Here is a 13,174-nt window from a genome sequence, read left to right as displayed (position 1 = left end):
CCAGCAGCTTCCAGATCAGCATGGGGGAACTTGTCGTCTGTGAGTTTGGTTTCCTGCAGCACCAGCGCATCGACCGGGTTGGCGGCCAACCAGTCCAGCAATTGGGGCAGGCGAACAGACAGCGAGTTGACGTTCCAGGTGGCGAGCTTCATGTTGTGTAGATCAGGCGGTGACTGGCCTGCATTTTGACGCCTGATCGGGCTTTGCGCTCATGTCCCTCGCTGTTGCGCACGCAAACAAGAAGGGATGCGCAACCTGCGAGGCCTTCGCAGGCTGAACATCCCGTACTCAAGCTGGCTGATGAGAGATCAGGTGATCAGGGTGCGTAGACCATGGGCTCGAGTGAGTTGCCTGGTTCGATGTCAGCGCAATTCTGCTGCGGGGTCTTGCCGCTGAATCGGTCGTTGACCCAGGTCACCGTCTTGGCCAGCCAGGTCGTTGAGGTGCCGAAGTGGCTCAAGGCGTATTCCTTGTGCAGAACCGGCACGCCCTTGGCGCAGTATTGACGTGCCAGTGTGCGGACATCACCGGCCAGCATGACGCCGTCGCCCTTGCCATAGACGGGTGAGGCGGGCGTTGCTTCCACTTCGCCAGCGGTGCCTTGAACAATGAGAAGCGGGATGTTGGGCGTGCCGCCCGTGCCCATGATCAGCTTGTTCGAGTTGCGGACGTATTCAGGTATCGCGGCGCGGTTCCAGTACTCGGGCTTGACGATGTCCTTCCAATAGAAGTCAGGGTATTGGAAGAGCACGTTGATGATGGACTGGTTGCGCATCTTGTCGTAGACAGCCAGGCCTTTGTCGCTGAGGTATTTGGTGATGTCCAGGTCGTAGGCCCGTGCAATGCCAATGAAGGCCATGCCCGCTACGCCGCCCCACATGGGCCTGCCTTCGATGTAACCCAGGTTGTGCTCGGGATAAACCAGGGCGCCGCCGAAGGCCGCGCCGATCAGGTTCTTCTTGAGTTCAGGGGCATAGCCTGGCGCCAGTTCAGCTGCCCACTCGGTGCCAATGGAGCCGCCTGAGTAACCGACCATGGCCACCTTGGCATCGCCATTGATGCCTGTGTCTGGCGAACGCATGGCGGCACGAAGGGAGTCGAGCGTGTTGTAGCCCTCCACGGGGCCCACGGCGAAGTTGGCAGTCTGGCCTTCCGTGTCTGGCACGATGATGGTGTAGCCCTGGATCAGGAAGGGCGCAAACAGGACGGTCTCGAACCCGGGCACGATATCGGTCAGTCGCCTGCCACCGGCAATGGCACGTGATGGCGAATCGTCAGGGTTCAGCGAATCGTAGAGCGACTGGTAGGAGATCACCTTGTTCCGGTTCAGGCACAACAGGCAGTTGGGCTTGATGACCGTCGTGACGTTCACTGAGGGGCGAGACAGTGCATCGGTCGATCGATACAGCAGTTGCACGGCCTTCAGAGGCAGGGGCAGGCCCATGATGCGATATTGCACCGTGCGGGTCTTGAGGACGGTGCCAGGTTGAATGCTGGACAGTGGGGTGCTGTCCGTGTACTGATAGAAGGGATCCGGAGCCGGCGCAGTGGCGGCCATGCTCGACATGCCGAGCATCATGAATGCGCCAGCCACGGCTGCTTTGAGAGCGTTCAGTTGCATGGTCTTCTTCTCCTGTTTGCCTGGGGTGATGTGGATGCACGGCGCTGCCGTCATGGCTCAGATTCTGGGCAGGTGGGATGGATGCGTTTTGGCGAGGTACGCGGCGGTTTTGCTGTAAGACGCAGATCCAGGGTATTCACCGCCCTGTGATCAAGGGGCCGGTGGTGTCCCTGTCAGCTCAGGTGTTGGTTTGAGCCGTCAGCGTCCAAGGCAGGGCAGGCATGTACGATGCAAGTCAGGAGTTCTTCATGACTAGTTCGCTCACCGTTCGTCCCTCCGTCGCCGTCACACAGCCTCGTGATCTTGAGCGCCTGATCGTTGGTCAGGCCACTTCAGATGGCGCAGGCGTCAAGCTCACTCGGGTACTGACGCAAGCCTTGCAGCGCAGGCTGGATCCCTATTTGATGCTGGATGCGTTCGGTACCGACAATCCTGACGACTACATCGGCGGCTTTCCCGACCATCCGCATCGAGGTTTCGAGACGGTCACCTACATGATCGCCGGGCGCATGCGCCATCGTGACAGTGCGGGCCATGAGGGCTTGCTGCAAAACGGTGGTGTGCAGTGGATGACGGCAGGGCGCGGCATCATCCACTCCGAGTTGCCGGAGCAGGAAGAAGGGCGCATGGAGGGCTTTCAGCTATGGCTGAATCTGCCGGCCAAAGACAAGATGAGTGCACCCTGGTATCGCGATATCCAGAGCGCTGAGATTCCCGAGTTCAGAACCGATGCGGGTGTGGCGGTGCGCGTCATTGCGGGCGAGAGCCATGGCGTGCAGGGGGCGATGCAGCGCGAAGCCACTCAGCCCTTGTATCTGGATCTGCATCTGCCCGATGGGGCGCAGTTTGCGCAGAGCTTGCCGATAGCGCACAACGCTTTCGTGTACGTCTACCAGGGGGCACTGAGCATCGGCGAGACAACCGTGCCCGTGCAGCGCATGGCCATCTTCAAGAATCAAGCTGATCACGACGGCGTGATCCTGCAGGCGCAAGGGCAGACCAAGGCCTTGCTGATCGCAGGTCAGCCTCTCAATGAGCCCATCGCTCAGTACGGGCCTTTCGTGATGAACAGCAATGAGGAAATCTTCCAGGCCGTGGCCGATTTCAAGGCCGGCCGTCTGGCTTGAAGCCTTGATCTCAGATGTGGAACCAGGCCAGGGTGCCAATCGCGATGCCAGTCACACCCAGGCTGACGGTACCCCATTCCATCCAGCGACGTTTGGTCAGCAAGGCAATGGCGGCCAAAGCAATGGAAACCTGAAGGACTGTGGTGGCCTGAGCCCAGCGATGATGCTCATGCATCTGGGCTTCACTCTTTTCATCCCACTCTTTGGATTCGGCTTCCAGCTCTTCGGCTTTCTTCTGGATGTCGACCTTCTCGGTCTTGTAGCGGTCGACTTCCTTCTTGTAGAACTCGCGCTTGCTTTCGTCCGTCACCAGCGCAGCCGCCAGTTCAGCCAGGCCTTGCTTGCTGCTCTTGGACTGGTAGTAGTTCCATTGGTTGGATGCTTCCGTCTTCTTGATGGCAGCGTTGTTCTTGTCCAGGCCGGCATTGGCCTGTGTGGCGCCGCCCATGTAGGAAAACAGCGCGCCCACCGTGGCCAGCACGGCGGTGATCACGGCCAGTTGCCCAGCCATGCCTTCGGGTTCATGTTGGGCGCCGTGTTCCAGCGCGTGGTCGTGCGGGCCGTGGACGTGAAAGCCGTGATCAGACATGGGCGAGATCCTTCGTGATGAGAAGCGGGAGCGGTATTCTCTCTTGATTTCTCATCACGAAAGCTGCATCAAGGCTTGCGTTACAGCTGCTCGACCAGATCCGCCACGGTGCCGAACACGTCGCGCTTGGTGGTGTCCATGTCGAGCGACACGCCCATGCGCACCATCACCAGTTGCTTGCTGGGCACGATCACGGTGAACTGGCCCAGGTGGCCCCAGAAGATCACGGTGTCAGCGGGCAGGCGGGCAGCGAGGTCGCTGGGGATTTCATCGGTGGGTTGGCGCCAGATGAAGCCGCCATAGCCAGCATTGGCTGGTGAGGGGGCCACCAGGAACTTCATGGTGTCGGCGTTGATCACGGTCTGGCCACGCCATTGGCCACCCTGGCTGACCAGTTGGCCCAGGCGCAGCCAGTCGATGGGGCGCAGGACGCCGCGCGCACCACCCACGGGTGTGCCAGACGCATCAGGTTCGATGATGGCGTTGCGGATGCCCAGTGGTGCCAGCAGGCGCTGCTGGTAGTAGTTGTAGATCGCCTGATGTGAGCCACCCAGCAACTGCTTCATGCGCAGCATGGCGATGTTGGGCGTGCCGGTGGAGTAGTTGAACACCGTACCGGGCGTGCTGGTCAGCGTGTGATCGGCGGCCCAACTGCCTTCGTCGGCTTGCGAGAACAGCATGTCGGTGGTGTCGCCTGAGCCGGTGTAGCCCTCGGTCCAGGTCAGCCCTGGGGCCATGTTGAGCAACTGCTTCCAGGTGATCGCGGCCTTGGCGCTGCCAGCCCATTGCGGCAAGCCAACAGGCGAGTCCAGGTTCATGCGGCCGTCGGTGGCCATGGTGCCGGCGATCAAGGCCGTGAGGGACTTGCTCATGGACCAGCCCAGTTGCGGCTGTTCGCGGTTGTAGTCCTTGGCATAGCGTTCGTGGATCAGGCGGCCTTTGTAGGCCACCAGAAACGCGAGGGCGTTTTTCTTCTGGCTGACTTGGGTGGTGGATTCGCTGAAGATCTGGTCGCCACGGCTCTTGAGCAGCGCGATCTGGCTGGCGCTTAGGCCACTGCCGTCTGCTGCGCCTTCGCCCGTTGGCCAGGCTTGATTGGATGCGGGCAGCGTGTCCACGGCCTTGAACGGCTGGGCACGCACGGCCGCTTCCGTGGTGCCTGGCGGCACGATGGTGCAACCCAGGCCCTTGCGGTAGATGGCTGTGCGCGGGTTGCTGATCAGCGGCACCCAGCTGCGCACATTGACCTTGATGCCAGGCAGGTAGTCCACCATCCAGATCGCGGGCAGAGGCTGAACCACGGGCACCGTGTAATACCAGCGCACACGCAGGTAGTCATCCTGGCTTTGCATGCTGCGGGTGCAGATTTCGAGCGCGGCGTAGCCGGTGCCGGCCGGGATGTCGTCGATCAGGTTCGCTTGCGCGCCTTGTACGGCGAGTGCAGACAGGCATGCCAGCGCCAGTTGACTGGCTCGGCGATGGGTGACACGGTTGGTGTGCATGGCAGGCGTCTCCTCTAATGGGTGTGTTCGGATAGCGTTACGCGGGCAGAATTTATCTGCGCGTTTCAAAAACGTATCCGGGCACTTACCCAGGGATGTCGCCAGCAGTTCCGCTTGTTCGGGGGATCAGGCCCGGCGGTAGCTCACGAAGGCGTAGTCGAAGTCGTTGGGCGCTGGCGCGTGGTGCACATCGCGCGCAACTTCCTTGAACGCGGTCTTGTCCCAAGCGGGGAAGAAGGCGTCGCCTTCGAAGTCCTTGTCGATCTCGGTCAGCACGATCTCTTGAACGAGAGGCAGGGCCTCCGTGTAGATCTGGGCGCCACCGATCACGAAGGCCTTGTCGACCGATGCGTCCAGCATGGCGAGTGCCGCTTGCAGCGAAGGTGCGCTGTCAATGCCGGGTGCCGACCACGCGGCATTGCGCGTGATGACGATGTTGCGCCGGCCTGGCAGGGCGCGGCCGATGGAGTCATAGGTCTTGCGGCCCATGATGACCGGGCAGCCCATCGTTGTGCGCTTGAAGAACTGCAGGTCTTCCGACAGGCGCCACAGCAGGGCGTTGTCTTTACCGATGGCGCCATTGCGGGCGACGGCGGCGATCAGGCTGAGCGTGGTCATGTGTGCGTGGTCTCGCTCGCTGGATCAGACGGCCACAGGGGCTTTGATGGCGGGGTGGTGTTCGTATTCCAGCACTTCGAAGTCTTCGTACTCATAGCCGAAGATCGAGGCAGGCTTGCGCTTGATGTTGAGCAGCGGGTAGGGGTGTGGCGTGCGGCTGAGTTGCAGCTCGACTTGCTCTGTGTGGTTGCTGTAGATGTGGCAGTCGCCGCCCGTCCAGATGAAGTCGCCCACATCCAGATCACATTGCTGGGCCATCATGTGGGTCAGCAGCGCATAGCTGGCGATGTTGAAGGGCACGCCCAGGAAGATGTCGGCACTGCGCTGATAGAGCTGGCAGCTCAGCTTGCCTTTGCCGCCTTCGGTCTGCGCCGGCGCCACATAGAACTGGAAGAAGGCGTGGCAAGGGGGCAGCGCCATTTGGTCGATCTGGCCGGGGTTCCAGGCGCTCACGATGATGCGACGCGAATCAGGCGAGGTCTTGAGTTGCTTGACCACATCACTGATCTGGTCGACATGGCCGCCATCGGGCTTGGGCCAGCTACGCCATTGCACGCCATACACGGGGCCGAGCGAGCCGTCTTCACGGGCCCATTCGTCCCAGATGCTGACGCCGCGTTCTTGCAGCCACTTGACGTTGTTGTCGCCACGCAGGAACCACAGCAGTTCCACGATGATGGACTTGAGGTGGACCTTCTTGGTCGTGACCAGCGGAAAGCCTTCGCTCAGGTCAAAGCGCATCTGGTGGCCGAACACGCTGCGCGTGCCGGTGCCCGTGCGGTCGGTCTTGAGCACGCCTGTCGTGTGGACGAGGCGCATGAAGTCTTCGTATTGGCTGCGAACGGGGCGGGTCACGGGCTGGTCACCTCGGAAAAGCGAAACAGCCGGGATTATCGCCCGGCTGTTGGTCAAGGCCTGAGTCAGGTCAGCGCGTCGCGGGTTGCTGTGCGGAAGCCTGCTCGGGTTCGCGCAAGAAAATTTCCACGCGGCGGTTTTTGGCGCGGCCTTCTGCGGTTTCGTTGCTAGCGATCGGTTCGCGCTCGCCGCGGCCTGCAGTTTCAATGCGGCTGGCGGGCACGCCACGGTCGGTCAGGAAGTCCTTGACGCTGTCGGCACGTTCTTTGGACAGGGGGTTGTTCACGGCGTCCGAGCCCTTGCTGTCCGTGTGGCCAACGATGCGCACGTGCATGCCATTGCTGTCCTTGCTCAGGCCATTGGCGAAGGTTTCCAGCACCGAGCGCAGTTCAGGCTTGATGGCCGCGCTGCCCGTGGCGAAGGACACGTCGTTGGGGATGTTGACCTTGAGCTGGTTGTCTTGCGTGCGGGTCACTTCGACGTCGGTGCCGCGTGTGGCTTGCTCCATCGCTTCGCGTTGGGCCTGCATGCGCTTGGACCACACGTTGCCGGCCACTGCACCAGCGATGCCGCCAATGACCGCGCCCGTCGCGGCATTCTTGCCCGCGACCTGGCCGATGACCGCGCCTGCCAGCGCGCCGATGCCAGCGCCTTGCGCGGTGCCACGCTGGGTTTCATCCATGTTGGCGCAACCGGTCAGCAGGATGGCCGAGCTGAGGGCTGAAATCGTGAGGGTGCGAGCGGAATTCAAGGTGATCATGAGTCTGGGTAAAGCGCTCGTGAGAGCATGAATGGGATAACGCGGCATCAGCCGTTCAGGCTGACAGGGCTTGAGTTGATTGGTCGTTGTTGCCAGGCTCGATCTGGTCGAACTGCATGGCCGCGAGTTTGGCGTACAAGCCATTGCGGGCCATCAGTTCAGCATGGGTACCCACATCCACAATATGGCCACCTTCCAGCACCACGATGCGGTCGGCGTTGACCACCGTGCTCAGGCGGTGGGCGATCACCAAGGTCGTGCGGTCCTTCATGGCCTCTTCCAGTGCCGCCTGCACGGCGCGTTCGCTTTCTGTGTCGAGCGCGCTGGTGGCCTCGTCCAGCAGCAGCAGGGGCGCGTTCTTGAGGATGGCGCGCGCAATGCTGATGCGCTGGCGCTGCCCGCCGGACAGGCGCACGCCGCGTTCACCCAGGAAGGTGTTGTAGCCCTCTGGCAGGGCCGTGATGAAGTCGTGTGCGTAAGCCGCCTTGGCGGCGTTCATGACTTGCTCATCCGTTGCATCGGGGCAGCCATAGCGGATGTTTTCCAATGCTGTGGTCGAGAAGATGGTGCTGTCTTGCGGAACGATGCCGATGCGTTGGCGCAGGTCGCTCAAAGACAGCTGCGTGATGCTTTCGCCATCGAGTTCAATGAGACCGGATTGCGGATCATAGAAACGCAGCAGCAACTGGAAGACCGTGCTCTTGCCAGCGCCACTGGGCCCGACCAGGGCGATGGTTTCGCCAGGGTTGACCAGCAGGTTGAAGTCTTCCAGCGCCGTTTGATGGGGGCGGGATGGGTAGTTGAAGCGCAGGCCGGACAGGTTGACGCGTGAACCACTCTTGGGGGCCGGCAGTGGTTTGGGCTTCGCAGGCTCTTGAATGGGCGATTGGGCCGCGAGCAACTCCATCAGTCGCTCGGTGGCACCTGCCGCGCGCAGGATGTCGCCATAGACCTCTGACAAGGCCGCCACAGAGCTCAGCAGCAGGATCACATAGACCACGGTCTGGCCCATGTGGCCGGCGGTGATCTTGCCGTCGATCACGGCTTGCGTGCCTTGGTACAGGCCCCACAGCAGCGCACCTGTGGTGGCGCTGATGATGAAGGCCACGAGCACGGCACGCGCACGGATGCGGCGCTCGCCCGTTTTGAAGGCGCTTTCGGTGGCGGTCACGAAGCGTTGAGCTTCACGCCCCTCAGCCGTGTAGCTCTGGACCACCGGCACGGCGTTGAGCACCTCGGCGGCGATGGCGCTGGAGTCTGCCACGCGGTCCTGGCTGGCGCGGGACAGTTTGCGCACGCGCCGGCCGTAGATGATGGCCGGCATCACCACCAGCACCAGGCCGCCCAGCACCTGTGCCATCACATAGGGGTTGGTGATGATCAGCATGGTCAGGGCGCCCACAGCCATGATGGCGTTGCGCAAGCCCATGGAGACGCTGGTGCCCACCACGGTCTGGATCAGCGTGGTATCGGCAGTCAGGCGCGAGAGGATCTCGCCACTTTGCGTGGTCTCGAAGAATTCCGGGCTCTGCTTGAGCACGTGGCCATAGACGGCGCTTTTGATGTTGGCTGTGATGCGCTCACCCAGCCAGGTCACCGAGTAGTAGCGCGATGCCGAGAACACGCCCAGCGCCACGCCCACACCGAACAAGGCGAGGAAATGCTCGCGCATGGCCATGACGCGCTGGCCCGGATCGGCCGAGACCATGCCCTGGTCGATCAGGGTGCGCAAGGCGATTGGCAGCACCAGGGTGGTCAGCGCTGCGAGCAGCAGGAACACCCCGGCCATGGCGATGCGGGCCTTGTAGGGGCGCAGGAAGGGTTTGAGATCCTGAAGTGATCGGACGGACTTGCCTTGGGGCGGCTGACTGCTGGTGGCGCTGGACATGTCGGGGTCTTGTTCGTGAAACTTGTCCCATTATCATGCCTTGACAATATTTGCGTAGGCAACTAAATTAACACCATGACTGATTCGTCAACTACTTCAGATAAGGCATCCAAGGCGCCTGAGCCTGGCGGGGTGAATACCACCGCGCCGTTCTATGTTCAGGGCAGCTGGAAGCGTGAAAACAGCTTCGGCTATCTGATGCGCCGGGTGGTGCAGATGATGGTGGGGGTCGTGGACAAGCGGCTTGACAGCCACGGCATGACCCAGGCGCAGTGGACGCCGATGTTCATGATCAGCAAGGGCGAGTGCAACACCTTGGCCGCCCTGTCGCGCGAGCTGCAACTGGATGCCGGTGCGCTCACACGAACGCTGGATCGCCTGGAGGCCAAGGGCCTGTGCAAGCGCGTGCGCTCTACCGAAGACCGCCGCGTGGTGCACCTGAGCCTGACCGAAGAGGGTGAGGCCGCGATCGCGCCCGTGCCCGGTGTTTTGTGCAATGTCTCCAATGCCTTGCTGGACGGCTTCACCCAGGAGGAGTGGCAGACCTTGATGGTCTTGCTGCGCCGCATTCTGGCCAATGCCGAGAACCTGCGTGATGCCGCCGAGGCTGAGCGTCACGCTTGAGTTTGAACAAGAAGAGAAGTTTCCGCCGGAGTGGTGCCCATGTTTGATCGATTCTCACGCCGTCGCCAGGCATGGCTGATGCCTGTTTCTGCGCTGGCCCTGGCCAGCCTGACGGCTTGTTCCACCCATCAGGACATTCAGCCTGCCTTGCATGCGCTGGATGCCGGCAAGCTGGGCGTGCAAAGCGCGCAAGCGACCGTGGTGGCCGCCAAGGTGCCCGCCTGGTGGGAAGCCTACGAAGACCCGCAACTCAATGCCCTGGTGGACAAGGCCCTGGCCGACAGCCCCAATATGCAGATGGCGCAAGCCCGTTTGCGTCGTGTCGAAGCGCTGGAATCCCTGACGCGTGGCAATGACAAGCCACAACTTCAGGCCAAGGCTGAAGTCGATCGCCAGAAGTTTTCGCGCCATGGCATGTACCCGCCGCCCATTGCAGGCTCATCGCTGACATCCGGCACTTTGCAACTGGAAAGCTCGTGGGAGCTGGACTTGTTCGGCCGCCAGCGCGCCGAGATTGAATCGGTGATCGGCCAGAAGCGAGCCGCCGAAGCGGATGTGCACACAGCTGGCTTGCTGTTGTCATGGCAGGTGGCGCGTGCTTATCTGGAGCTGGGGCGCGCCCAGTTCCAGCGCGAGATCAGCGTGCGCACGCTGGCGCAGCGCGAAGAGATGCTCAAGCTGATTCGCCAACGTGTTCAAGCTGGCCTGGATACCGCTGTGGAGTTGAAGCAAGGCGAGGGCGCTTTGCCCGATGCCCGTGCGCAGATTGAAGCGTGGGATGAAGAACTCATCAAGATGCGCCATGCCTTGGCCTATCTGACAGGTCAGTCTCCGCAAGCCCTGGAAAACCTGTTGGTCAAGGATGTGGTCGAACCCTTGCCGGCACCCGATCACATCCCGGCAGATCTGCTGGCTCGCCGCGCTGATGTGATGGCTGCCTTGTGGCGCGCACAAGCGGCAGGCCATCAGGTGGATTCGGCGCGCGCCTTGTTCTATCCGAATGTGGACCTGGTCAGCTATGCCGGCTACAACTCGATTGGCCTGGAGCAATTGCTCAAGCCCACCAGCTTCCAGTGGGGCTTGATGCCCGCCATCCACTTGCCTTTGTTTGATGCCGACAAGCGTGTCGCCAATCTGCAGGGCAAGGTGGCTGATGAGGATGTGGCTCTGGCCACCTACAACCAGACCGTGCTGCAAGCCGTGCAGGACGTGGCCGACCAGATCGCCACGCTGCAATCAGCCGCCCGCCAGCGGCAGGATCAGAAGCTGGCCCAGCAAAGCGCTGAGGCCGCCTACAAGCTGGCGACAGAGCGCTACCAGGCTGGCCTGGGTGGCTACTTGACTGTGCTGAGCGCGGAAACCGCCGTGCTGGCCCAGCGCCACAAGGCCATCGATCTGCTGGCCCATGCATTGGATGCGCAGATCAACCTGATCAAAGCCCTGGGTGGCAGCTTGCAGGCTTCGCAGCCCGGCACCCCTACCGCTTCGTCCGACAACAAGCAAGCCGCCACACCGGCTGGAGACCGTTCATGAGCACCGAGCCCAATCAAGTCACTACGAACGACAACGCCCAAGCTGCACGCAAGAAGGCGCTGACCGCGATCGCGCTGGCGGTGCTGCTGGGCGGTGGCGCTTATGGCGTCTACTACGCGCTGGTGGCCAATCACTACGAGCACACGGACAACGCCTATGTGCAGGCCAATGTGGTGCAGATCACGCCGCAAGTGGCGGGCACCGTGCTGGCCATCAACGCCGATGACACGGACATGGTCAAGGCCGGGCAGTTGCTGGTGAAGCTGGATGCCGCCGATGCGCAAGTGGCGCTGGATCAGGCGCAGGCGCAACTGGCTCAGACCGTACGTGAAGTGCGCACCTTGTTTGCCAACAACGGCAGCCTGCAATCGCAGATCCAGGCACGCCAGGCCGATGTGGCCAAGGCTCAAAACGAAGTGGCCCGTGCGCAGGACGATGTGAACCGCCGCGCACCTTTGCTGGCCAGCGGTGCGGTGGGCAAGGAAGAGCTCAACCACGCGCAATCGCAACTGGTGGCGGCACGCAGCGCTTTGGCTGCGGCTGAATCGGGCTTGAGCACGGCACGCGAGCAACTGACCTCCAACCAGTCCCTGACGGATGGCACGTCGGTCGAGCAGCACCCCAATGTGCAGCGCGCTGCGGCCCGTGTGCGTGAGGCTTATCTGGCGCTCAAGCGCGTGGCCCTGGTGGCTCCGGTTGATGGCTATGTGGCCAAGCGCAGTGTGCAGGTCGGTCAGCGTGTGCCAGCCGGTTCGCCCTTGATGACGGTGGTCTCGCTGGATCAGCCCTGGGTGGACGCCAACTTCAAGGAAAGCCAGTTGCAGCGTGTGCGCATCGGCCAACCCGCGATCTTGACCGCTGATGTGTACGGCCAGAAGGTTGTTTATCACGGCACGGTGGCTGGCCTGGGTGCTGGCACGGGTGCGGCTTTTGCGCTGCTGCCGGCTCAGAACGCCACGGGCAACTGGATCAAGATCGTGCAGCGCGTACCGGTTCGCGTGACGCTGCAAGCCGATGAGGTCAAGGCGCATCCTTTGCGTGTGGGCTTGTCCATGGAAGTGGAGGTGGACGTGGCCAAGCAGGACGGCCAGGTTCTGGCTCAGGCTCAACGTACACAGGCCGTGGCGCAGACCACCGTGTTCGACGATCTGCAAAAGGACGCGGACAAGCTGGTGGACAGCATCATCTCGAAAAACCTGGGCCGCACGGTTCACGTGGGCGCCGCTGCACACGCCGAGAGCAAGGGAGCCTGAATTGAGTGCCGCGCCGTCACATGCGCACAAGCCGCTGCAGGGCAGCGACCTGATCCTGGGCACGGTGGCCTTGTCGCTGGCCACCTTCATGAATGTGCTGGACTCGTCGATTGCCAACGTGTCCTTGCCCGCGATTGCCGGCAACCTGGGCGTGAGCCCCACGCAGGGCACCTGGGTGATCACGAGCTTTGGTGTGTCCAACGCGATCTCAGTGCCGCTCACCGGTTGGCTGACGCAGCGCTTCGGTGCGGTGCGCCTGTTCACGCTGAGCGTGCTCTTGTTCGTGCTGGCATCGTGGATGTGCGGCCTGGCTTCGTCGCTGGAGATGCTGATCGGTTTCCGTGTGCTGCAAGGCCTGGTGGCCGGGCCCATGATCCCGCTCTCGCAAACCTTGTTGCTCAGCAGTTATCCGCCTGCGAAGGCCGGGATGGCCTTGGCGATGTGGGCCATGACCACGCTGGTGGCGCCTGTCACGGGGCCCTTGCTGGGCGGCTGGATCACGGACAACATGTCCTGGCCCTGGATCTTCTACATCAACATCCCGGTGGGGCTGGGTGCGGCACTGGTGACCTGGCGCATCTATGCCAAGCGCGAGACGCCCACGCAGAAGCTGCCGATCGACACGGTGGGCTTGTCGCTGCTCGTGATGTGGGTTGGGGCCTTGCAGATCATGCTGGACAAGGGCAAGGAGCTGGACTGGTTCGAAAGCAACCAGATCGTGATCCTGGGCCTGGTGGCGCTGATCGGCTTCGTCGTCTTCGTGGTGTGGGAGCTGACGCAGGACCACCCTGTGGTGGAGTTGCG

At 62.2% G+C, this 13,174-nt stretch carries 13 protein-coding genes; 5 read left to right on the top strand and 8 right to left on the bottom strand.

What is annotated here, in order from left to right; translation table 11 throughout:
* The coding region (locus EPO09_RS12240) for an endonuclease/exonuclease/phosphatase family protein (protein WP_290643459.1) at positions 1 to 152 on the bottom strand (152 nt) is incomplete at its 3' end.
* Between the two features lie 164 nt (positions 153 to 316).
* Entirely contained in the window at positions 317 to 1,621 is a 1,305-nt protein-coding gene (locus EPO09_RS12235) for a lipase family protein (protein ID WP_290643455.1), read from the bottom strand.
* Positions 1,622 to 1,869: 248 nt separating this feature from the next.
* Between EPO09_RS12235 and EPO09_RS12230 the strand changes: the two genes are divergently transcribed.
* On the top strand, positions 1,870 to 2,748 hold the full coding sequence (locus EPO09_RS12230; RefSeq protein ID WP_290643453.1) for a pirin family protein: 879 nt from the start codon (positions 1,870 to 1,872) through the stop codon (positions 2,746 to 2,748).
* Positions 2,749 to 2,758: 10 nt separating this feature from the next.
* On the opposite strand, the gene EPO09_RS12225 is transcribed toward EPO09_RS12230, so the two are convergent.
* The 6 genes from EPO09_RS12225 to EPO09_RS12200 form a co-directional block, all read right to left on the bottom strand.
* Positions 2,759 to 3,337, bottom strand: coding sequence for a DUF4337 domain-containing protein (locus EPO09_RS12225; protein ID WP_290643451.1), 579 nt, complete (start codon positions 3,335 to 3,337; stop codon positions 2,759 to 2,761).
* A gap of 80 nt (positions 3,338 to 3,417) precedes the next feature.
* A complete protein-coding gene (locus EPO09_RS12220; protein ID WP_290643448.1) occupies positions 3,418 to 4,839 on the bottom strand; it encodes a serine hydrolase in 1,422 nt (473 codons plus the stop codon).
* A 126-nt stretch (positions 4,840 to 4,965) separates the two neighbouring features.
* Positions 4,966 to 5,457 carry a dihydrofolate reductase gene (locus EPO09_RS12215; RefSeq protein WP_290643447.1) on the bottom strand — a complete coding sequence of 164 codons (492 nt, stop codon included), beginning with the start codon at positions 5,455 to 5,457 and terminating at the stop codon, positions 4,966 to 4,968.
* Between the two features lie 24 nt (positions 5,458 to 5,481).
* Complete coding sequence (locus tag EPO09_RS12210) at positions 5,482 to 6,312, bottom strand: thymidylate synthase (protein WP_290643445.1); 831 nt, start codon at positions 6,310 to 6,312, stop codon at positions 5,482 to 5,484.
* A 70-nt stretch (positions 6,313 to 6,382) separates the two neighbouring features.
* Complete coding sequence (locus EPO09_RS12205) at positions 6,383 to 7,072, bottom strand: OmpA family protein (protein WP_290643443.1); 690 nt, start codon at positions 7,070 to 7,072, stop codon at positions 6,383 to 6,385.
* A 55-nt stretch (positions 7,073 to 7,127) separates the two neighbouring features.
* Entirely contained in the window at positions 7,128 to 8,960 is a 1,833-nt protein-coding gene (locus tag EPO09_RS12200) for an ABC transporter transmembrane domain-containing protein (protein WP_290643441.1), read from the bottom strand.
* A gap of 75 nt (positions 8,961 to 9,035) precedes the next feature.
* On the opposite strand from EPO09_RS12200, the gene EPO09_RS12195 reads away from it, so the two are divergent.
* From EPO09_RS12195 to EPO09_RS12180, 4 genes are all read left to right on the top strand, one after another.
* Entirely contained in the window at positions 9,036 to 9,584 is a 549-nt protein-coding gene (locus EPO09_RS12195) for a MarR family winged helix-turn-helix transcriptional regulator (RefSeq protein ID WP_290643439.1), read from the top strand.
* Between the two features lie 39 nt (positions 9,585 to 9,623).
* Positions 9,624 to 11,117: an efflux transporter outer membrane subunit gene (locus tag EPO09_RS12190; protein WP_290643437.1), complete on the top strand. Its 1,494-nt coding sequence runs from the start codon at positions 9,624 to 9,626 to the stop codon at positions 11,115 to 11,117.
* Positions 11,114 to 12,370, top strand: coding sequence for an efflux RND transporter periplasmic adaptor subunit (locus tag EPO09_RS12185; protein WP_290643435.1), 1,257 nt, complete (start codon positions 11,114 to 11,116; stop codon positions 12,368 to 12,370). The genes EPO09_RS12190 and EPO09_RS12185 overlap by 4 nt, the downstream gene beginning before the upstream one ends.
* 88 nt (positions 12,371 to 12,458) lie before the next feature.
* Positions 12,459 to 13,174 (top strand): DHA2 family efflux MFS transporter permease subunit (locus EPO09_RS12180; protein ID WP_290643457.1); only part of this gene is annotated, 716 nt, incomplete at its 3' end.

Source organism: Aquabacterium sp., from assembly GCF_004297345.1.
Classification (GTDB): Bacteria; Pseudomonadota; Gammaproteobacteria; order Burkholderiales; family Burkholderiaceae_C; genus Aquabacterium.
This window is presented reverse-complemented; position numbering and strand designations above follow the sequence as displayed.

Coding starts and splice junctions, on each gene's coding strand:
- EPO09_RS12230 (WP_290643453.1), top strand. CDS start 1,870: ATGACTAGTTCGCTCACCGTTCGTCCCTCCGTCGCCGTCACACAGCCT.
- EPO09_RS12225 (WP_290643451.1), bottom strand. CDS start 3,337: ATGTCTGATCACGGCTTTCACGTCCACGGCCCGCACGACCACGCGCTG.
- EPO09_RS12200 (WP_290643441.1), bottom strand. CDS start 8,960: ATGTCCAGCGCCACCAGCAGTCAGCCGCCCCAAGGCAAGTCCGTCCGA.
- EPO09_RS12190 (WP_290643437.1), top strand. CDS start 9,624: ATGTTTGATCGATTCTCACGCCGTCGCCAGGCATGGCTGATGCCTGTT.
- EPO09_RS12220 (WP_290643448.1), bottom strand. CDS start 4,839: ATGCACACCAACCGTGTCACCCATCGCCGAGCCAGTCAACTGGCGCTG.
- EPO09_RS12195 (WP_290643439.1), top strand. CDS start 9,036: ATGACTGATTCGTCAACTACTTCAGATAAGGCATCCAAGGCGCCTGAG.
- EPO09_RS12215 (WP_290643447.1), bottom strand. CDS start 5,457: ATGACCACGCTCAGCCTGATCGCCGCCGTCGCCCGCAATGGCGCCATC.
- EPO09_RS12205 (WP_290643443.1), bottom strand. CDS start 7,072: ATGATCACCTTGAATTCCGCTCGCACCCTCACGATTTCAGCCCTCAGC.
- EPO09_RS12185 (WP_290643435.1), top strand. CDS start 11,114: ATGAGCACCGAGCCCAATCAAGTCACTACGAACGACAACGCCCAAGCT.
- EPO09_RS12235 (WP_290643455.1), bottom strand. CDS start 1,621: ATGCAACTGAACGCTCTCAAAGCAGCCGTGGCTGGCGCATTCATGATG.